We start from the raw sequence: 6672 nt of genomic DNA on the forward strand, positions 1-6672 counted from the left end.
CGCGTCCAGCGTACCCCGGTGTGCCTGGATCCCCGCCGGCGCCGATCGGGCGCACGGCGGTCCTGCCCAGCTGGTCGCCCGACCGATGCCTGGCCAGGGGCGATGGTCCCGGATGGGGACCGGTGCGCGGCAACCGGCTCATCGGCGGCCCGTTCCGGCACGGTGGGCCTTCTCCATCAGAGCCAGCAGCCCGAGGGTGTCGTCCTTGATCTGGGTGCGACCGACGACGGCCCAGTTGCGGGCGAGGTGATCGCGGAGATAGTCGAGGATGTGCTCGAGGGGGACGGTGTGCCAGGAGCCGGACCGATGGGGGCGGGCGGTGTTGCCGAACGCGACCGTGCGGATCAGGTGGCCCTCCGGGGCGAGGACCTGCCCGGCCGTCAGCAGCTCCTGGACGAGGGCGGGCGCGTCGGCGGGGGTGCAGCAGCCGAACCGGGCGAACGCGGCCTCCAGCACCGCGGGGTCGCGCATCGCGGGGTTCAGCTTCGGGGCGCCCTCCTTGACCTCGCCGACGATCATGTCCGGCGCCCCGGGGCGGGCGCCGAGGGCCGGGTCGGGGTCGTCGCCGGGGATGTGGTGCAGTCGGATCGCGAGGATGTCCAGGTCGGTGACGGTGCGCGGCCCGTCCGGACCGGTCGCGTCCAGCACCGGGTACTCGGCGACGGTGAAGTACCCGTTCACCCGCAGGTAGGCCTGCACCAGACCGACCGCTGTATCCATCCCGCGCCCCCTTTCCCTGCCGTCGTGGGTCAGGCGGCGTTGGCGTAGCGGGCGGGGTCGCCGTCGAACAGCGGCCCGCACTCGGGGCAGCAGAACCAGTACCGCGCGCCTTCGTAGTCACGGAACAGGCCGCGCTTCTCTGCCCACGCCGGGTCGACCTGATTGCCGGGCATGACCGGGCAGGTGACGAGGTTGGTCGCCCCGGCCGGGGGCTCATGGTGATGGTGCTCGTGGGATCCGTGATCGTGCGCGGCGTGCTCGTGGCCGGTGTGGTGCTCGTGGTCGTGCGTCATGGCGGTCTCCTTGCGTGGGTGTCAGGCGTGGACGGGGGTGGTGTCGCGGCTGGGCGTCAGGACGGTGGGCGTCGGGGCGGGCAGGAGGCGGAAGCGGCGCAGTCGGAGGCTGTTGGTGACGACGAACACGCTGCTGAACGCCATCGCGGCGGCGGCGAGGATGGGGTTGAGCAGGGCGAGCATCGCGACCGGGATCGCGGCGACGTTGTACGCGAACGCCCAGAACAGGTTGCCCTTGATGGTGCCCAGGGTGCGGCGGGCGAGCCGGATCGCGTCCGGGACCAGGAGCAGGTCGCCGGAGACGATGGTCAGGTCCGCGGCGGTGATGGCCGCGTCGGTGCCGGTGCCCATTGCGATGCCGAGGTCCGCTTGGGCGAGGGCGGCGGCGTCGTTCACGCCGTCGCCGACCATCGCGACCACCCGTCCGGATGCCTGCAGCTCGCGGATGGTGTCGAGTTTGCCCTGCGGGGTGACTCCGGCGCGGACGTCCTCGATGCCGGCGTCGTCGGCGATGGTGCGGGCGGCGCCGGGGTTGTCGCCGGTGAGCAGGATCGGGGTCAGCCCGAGCCCGCGCAGTCGGGCGATGGCCTCACGGCTGGTGGGCTTGATGGTGTCGGCGACGCTGATCGCGCCGCGCGCCTGCCCGTCCCACGCCACGACGGTCACGGTGGCGCCCGCGGCCTCGTCGGCCGTGATCGTCGCGGCGAGCTCGTCGGGGATCGCGATCGCCCATTGCCCGGTGATCCAGGTGGCGCGGCCGGCGGCGACCATGCGGCCGTCGACGATGCCCTGCACGCCTTGACCGGCCTCGGCGGCGAATGACTCCACGGCATCCGTCGGGCCGTCGGCTGCGGCGGTGATGGCGCGGCCGATGGGGTGCTCGGAGCCGTGCTCGAGCGCCGCGGCGAACCGGATCAGCTCCGCCTCATCGGTGCCGGGAGCGGGGTGGATGCCGGTGACGGTCATGGTGCCGGCGGTGATGGTGCCGGTCTTGTCGAGCACGACGGTGTCGATGCGGCGGGTCTGCTCGAGCACCTGGGGTCCGCGGATGAGGATGCCCAGCTGGGCGCCGCGGCCGGTGCCGACCAGCAGAGCGGTCGGCGTCGCCAGCCCCAGCGCGCACGGGCAGGCGATGATCAGGGTGGTCACCGCGGCGGTGAAGGCGACCTCCAAGGGCGCCCCCGCGATCAGCCACCCGGCGAACGCGGCCAGGGCGAGGACAATGACGATGGGGACGAAGACGGCCGACACCCGGTCGGCGAGGCGCTGCACCTGGGCCTTGCCGGTCTGCGCCTCCTCGACCAGCCGCGCCATCCGGGCCAGCTCGGTGTCGGCGCCGACGCGGGTGATCTGCACGAGCAGGCGCCCGCCGGTGTTCACAGTCGCGCCGACCACGCGGGAGCCGGGGGCGACTTCGACCGGCACGGACTCGCCGGTCAGCATCGACTCGTCCACCGCGGACATTCCCTCGGTGACGAGGCCGTCGGCGGGGATCTTCTCACCCGGCCGCACCACCACGACATCACCCGGAACGAGCTGTGCGACGGGGACGCGCTGCTCAGTGCCTTCGCGGAGGATCACTGCGTCCTTGGCGCCGAGCTCCAGCAGGGCGCGCAGGGCCTCGCCGGACTGCCGCTTGGCACGAACCTCGAGGTAGCGGCCGAGGAGGATGAACACGGTCACCAGCGCGGCGACCTCCAGGTACACCTCGTGGCCACCGGCCTGCGGGGTGCCGACGAAGGTGACGCTCATCCGCATTCCCGGCATCCCCGCACCGCCGAAGAACAGCGCGTACAGCGACCAGCCGAACGCGGCCAGCACCCCGACGCTGATCAGAGTGTCCATCGTCGCCGCCCCGTGCCGGGCATTGATCGCCGCGGCGCGGTGGAACGGCCACGCCCCCCACACCACCACCGGCGCGGCCAGGGTGAGCGTGAGCCACTGCCAGTAGGTGAACTGCAGGGCGGGGATCATCGACAGCACCGCGACCGGCACCGCCAGCACCGCCGAGACGATCAGCCGCTGCCGCAGCGACGCCAGCTCATCGTCCCGCGGCGTGGTGATCTGCTCAGCCGGGTCGGGCGGGGCGGGGACGCTCGCCCCGTACCCGGCCTGCTCGACCGCGGCGATCAGCTCCTCCACCGGCACCGGAGCGTCGGAGTGCACGCGGGCCTTCTCGGTGGCGAAGTTGACGGTCGCCTCCACCCCGGGCAGTTTGTTCAGCTTCCGCTCGACCCGCGTCGCGCACGACGCGCAGGTCATCCCGGTGATGTCGAGATCGACGTCCAGCGTGCTCATGATGCTGCGGCGAGGCTGTATCCGGCCTCCTCGACCGCCTCCCGCACCCGCTCCGCGTCCACTGGGGCGGTGCTGGACACGGTCACCGTGGACACGCCGCCGGCGTGCAGGTCGACCTCGACGCCGGAGACCCCGTCGATCGCGGAGACCTCGTCGGTGACGCTGCGCACGCAGTGCGAGCACGTCATGCCCTCCACCAGGAACTGCGCCGACAGATCACCCGACGCTGGTTGCGCCGTCGCCGGAGCGGTGGTGTTGGCCGTGGCGGCGTGGGAGGTGGGGGCGCAACAGGCGCAGCCACCGCCATTCGTCGCCTGCAGGCCGAGGTCCTGGAATCCTTGTCCGGTCATGTTGTGCTCCTTTCGTGAGCGTGTCGATGCGTGTGGTGTGAACGTTCTAGGAGCGGACCAGCCGCGCGATCGCGGCGTTCGCCTCGCGGAGCTTCTCCTCCGCGACCGGGCCGCCCTGCGCGGTCGCCTGCGCGACGCAATGCCCGAGATGGTCCTCCAGCAGCGTCAGCGCGACCGACTCCAGCGCCTTCGTCGCCGCCGAGACCTGGGTCAGGATGTCGATGCAGTACACGTCCTCGTCGACCATCCGCGCGATCCCGCGCACCTGCCCCTCCGCCCGACGCAACCGCGCCAGCAGCGCCTGCTTGTCATCCACGTATCCGTGTGCCATCTCAGCCACCTCCGACGTCGATCGTATACCCTCTAGCGGTATAAGGTACTTCGTGAAGAGGATATTCCCGGAGCGGGCAGAGCGAAAGGGCGAACGTGACCAACTGGTACGTCATCACCGGCGGGCCCAGCTCGGGCAAGACCACCACCGTGAACCTGCTGCGGGACCGCGGCTACACCACCACCATCGAGCATGCCCGGCACTATCTCGACCTGCAGCGCATCGCCGGCCGCACCGTCGAGGAGGTCCGGGCGAAGCAGCGGCAGTTCCAGCGCGGCGTCCTGGACATGCAGCTCGCGGAGGAAGCTGCCCTCGACCCGGACGCCACCGTGTTCCTCGACCGGGCCGTCCCCGACTCCCTCGCCTACTACCGCTTCCTCGATCTCGAGCCCGACCCCGCCCTGCTCACCGCGCTCGAGCACGTCGACTACCGCACGACGTTCATCCTCGACCTGCTGCCCCTGGCCGCCGACTACGCCCGCACCGAGGACACCGCCGCCCAGCAGCGCATCCACGAACTGCTGACCCAGGTGTACGAAGCGCTGCCCTTGCCGGTCGTGCGGGTTCCGGTCCTCAGCGCCGACGAGCGGGTGCAGTTCATCCTGGACCGGCTCTGACCGCTCTCGCCCGATCGGGATGTCCTGTGCAACGCTTGGGGCCCAGGGCACATCTCACCGGCACAGGTCCAGGCGAGAACGCGCCCCACGGTCGAACAGGACGGATGTCTCGGATGCCCACTCAGGAACGTCTCCGGAAGGACCTGCTAGGCGGCGCTCTCACGACCGCGCTCGGCGTCTTCACCCTCGGGATCGGGGTCTACTTCCTGTTCCTTCGACCCTCCCTCCTGCCAGAAGACATCCGGCATACGGGTATCGACGCCGCCACGCTGCCAGTGGCATTCGTGGACTGGCTCGGGATCGTCTTCTCGACCTGGGGCGGCTTCATCGCGGGGTTCGGGATCGTGCTGCTGGGCATCGGCGCGTCCCTGCTGTCCCGCCGCACGCTGTGGCTCTACCTCGGCACGGCGGCCGGGGTGCTCGTCGCCTTCGGACGCTTCGTCATCAGCAACATCCTGATCGGCTCGGACTTCCTGTGGTTCATCGCGACCATGTTCGTGCTGGCACTGGTGCTCGCAACCGTCCTCGTCTTGAACGTCATCCGACGGCATCGGACGAACGAGAGCGCCTCCTCCGACGTCGACCGAACCGCTAGACGCTGACCGCTGCGAGCGACTGCCGGGCGATCTCGAGCCCCTCGTCCGTGGGAACGATCAGCACGGCGACCGGTGAGCTCGGGTCCGAGATCGCTCGCGCCCCGTCGGCCCTCGCCTCGTTGCGTGCCGGGTCGATCAGGATGCCCAGGCCCGCCATGCCGGAGACCACCGCCGCGCGCGTCGCGGCGGCGTTCTCGCCGACGCCGCCGGTGAAGACGATCGCGTCCGCTCCGCCGAGCTGGGCGAGGTAGGCGCCGAGATAGTGGCGCAGCCGGTGATGGTAGACGTCGAGCGCAGCGGCGGCTCTCGCATCCCCAGCGGCGGCCGCGGCATGGATGTCGCGCATGTCCTCGGTGCCGGCCAGCGCCCGCAGGCTGCTCTCGCGCGTGAGCAGCGCCTCCAGCCGATCCCATGCTACGCCGGCGCGGCCGAGCGCGAGGAGCACCCCCGGATCCAGGTCCCCGGCGCGAGTGCCCATCACGAGCCCCTCCAGCGGCGTCATGCCCATCGAGGTTTCCACCGAGCGGCCGCCGGCCATTGCGCAAGCGGATGCCCCGTTGCCCAGGTGGAAGATGATCAGCCGAAGCTCCGACAGCGGGCGCCCGAGCAGTTCGGCGGTGCGGGCGGAGACGTGCTGGTAGGAGATGCCGTGGAAGCCGTATCGGCGGATCTGATGTCGCTGGACGAGGTCTGCGGGAAGCGCATACGATGCCGACGCAGCCGGCAGGGTGCGGTGGAACGCGGTGTCGAACACCGCGACGTTCGGGATGTCCGGGAAGGCGGCGCGCGCGGCGCGGATGCCGGTCAGGTTGACCGGGTTGTGCAACGGAGCCAGGGTGGCGAGCTCGTCGATCTGATGTTCAACCTCATCAGTAATCAGCGCAGCCGCTGCGAATCGGTCGCCGCCGTGCACGACGCGGTGGCCGATGACCGCGATGCGCTCGTGCTCCAGTCCGGCCAGCAGCGTGCTGATCACGGCGCCGTGCTCACGCCCATCCGCACCGGCGTGGCCGAGCCGCTCCACGACGCCGCCCCGGATCGTCGTGCCCGTTTTGAATCGCCCCGGGTTTAGTGGAGGGCGAGTTCTCCCAGCGCCGGCTGGCGTTGGGGGTTGATCTCACGGTAGTAGTCGTTCTCTTTCTCGATGGGTGTGAGGTAGCCGATCGAGGAGTGCAGCCGGTTCTCGTTGAACCAGTGCACCCAGGACAGCGTCGCGAGTTCGAGGTCGTCGGCGCTGCGGAACGGGCCATCGATCTTCACGCACTCGGTCTTGTAGAGCCCGACGACGCTCTCGGCGAGGGCATTGTCGTAGCTGTTGCCGACGGTCCCGATCGATGCGATCGCGCCGACCTCGGCGAGCCGCTCGGTGTAGCGCAGCGCCGTGTATTGCGACCCGGCGTCCGAGTTAAGCCGAATTCGGCTTAACAGCGATTATGCCGAGGTTTTCGTTAAGCCGAGGATTCGTGT

8 protein-coding genes and 1 pseudogene are annotated in these 6672 nt (G+C 70.5%); 2 read left to right on the forward strand and 7 right to left on the reverse strand.

Annotation, left to right across the window (positions count from 1 at the left end; translation table 11 throughout):
• Positions 1 to 138: 138 nt before the first annotated feature.
• Genes JF52_RS0116140 through JF52_RS0116160 form a run of 5 tightly spaced genes read right to left on the reverse strand, consistent with a single transcriptional unit; the run spans position 139 to position 3992 of the window.
• A complete protein-coding gene (locus JF52_RS0116140) occupies positions 139 to 720 on the reverse strand; it encodes a hypothetical protein (protein WP_021065011.1) in 582 nt (193 codons plus the stop codon).
• A 29-nt stretch (positions 721 to 749) separates the two neighbouring features.
• Positions 750 to 1013, reverse strand: a complete 264-nt coding sequence (locus JF52_RS0116145; protein WP_021010667.1) for a YHS domain-containing protein — start codon at positions 1011 to 1013, stop codon at positions 750 to 752.
• 21 nt (positions 1014 to 1034) lie between these two features.
• The gene (locus tag JF52_RS0116150) at positions 1035 to 3311 is read right to left on the reverse strand and encodes a heavy metal translocating P-type ATPase (protein WP_033107648.1); all 2277 of its coding nucleotides are present in this window, start codon (positions 3309 to 3311) and stop codon (positions 1035 to 1037) included.
• Entirely contained in the window at positions 3308 to 3661 is a 354-nt protein-coding gene (locus JF52_RS0116155) for a heavy-metal-associated domain-containing protein (RefSeq protein ID WP_052167146.1), read from the reverse strand. Before JF52_RS0116155 ends, JF52_RS0116150 begins: the two co-directional genes overlap by 4 nt.
• A gap of 46 nt (positions 3662 to 3707) precedes the next feature.
• Positions 3708 to 3992: a metal-sensitive transcriptional regulator gene (locus tag JF52_RS0116160; RefSeq protein WP_033107649.1), complete on the reverse strand. Its 285-nt coding sequence runs from the start codon at positions 3990 to 3992 to the stop codon at positions 3708 to 3710.
• Between the two features lie 95 nt (positions 3993 to 4087).
• On the opposite strand from JF52_RS0116160, the gene JF52_RS0116165 reads away from it, so the two are divergent.
• The gene (locus JF52_RS0116165; RefSeq protein ID WP_021010663.1) at positions 4088 to 4609 is read left to right on the forward strand and encodes an AAA family ATPase; all 522 of its coding nucleotides are present in this window, start codon (positions 4088 to 4090) and stop codon (positions 4607 to 4609) included.
• A 113-nt stretch (positions 4610 to 4722) separates the two neighbouring features.
• The gene (locus JF52_RS0116170) at positions 4723 to 5211 is read left to right on the forward strand and encodes a hypothetical protein (protein ID WP_084595912.1); all 489 of its coding nucleotides are present in this window, start codon (positions 4723 to 4725) and stop codon (positions 5209 to 5211) included.
• Here JF52_RS0116170 and JF52_RS0116175 read toward each other — a convergent pair.
• Together JF52_RS0116175 and JF52_RS16700 are read right to left on the reverse strand one after the other, a co-directional pair.
• Positions 5201 to 6229, reverse strand: coding sequence for an acetate/propionate family kinase (locus JF52_RS0116175; protein ID WP_052167147.1), 1029 nt, complete (start codon positions 6227 to 6229; stop codon positions 5201 to 5203). The two genes, JF52_RS0116170 and JF52_RS0116175, sit on opposite strands and share 11 nt — an antisense overlap.
• Before the next feature lie 44 nt (positions 6230 to 6273).
• Positions 6274 to 6621 (reverse strand): annotated as a pseudogene (locus JF52_RS16700) (integrase core domain-containing protein); the annotation flags it as partial.
• Positions 6622 to 6672: the final 51 nt, after the last annotated feature.

The sequence above is a fragment of the Microbacterium profundi genome, assembly GCF_000763375.1.
GTDB classification, from domain to species: domain Bacteria; phylum Actinomycetota; class Actinomycetes; order Actinomycetales; family Microbacteriaceae; genus Microbacterium; species Microbacterium profundi.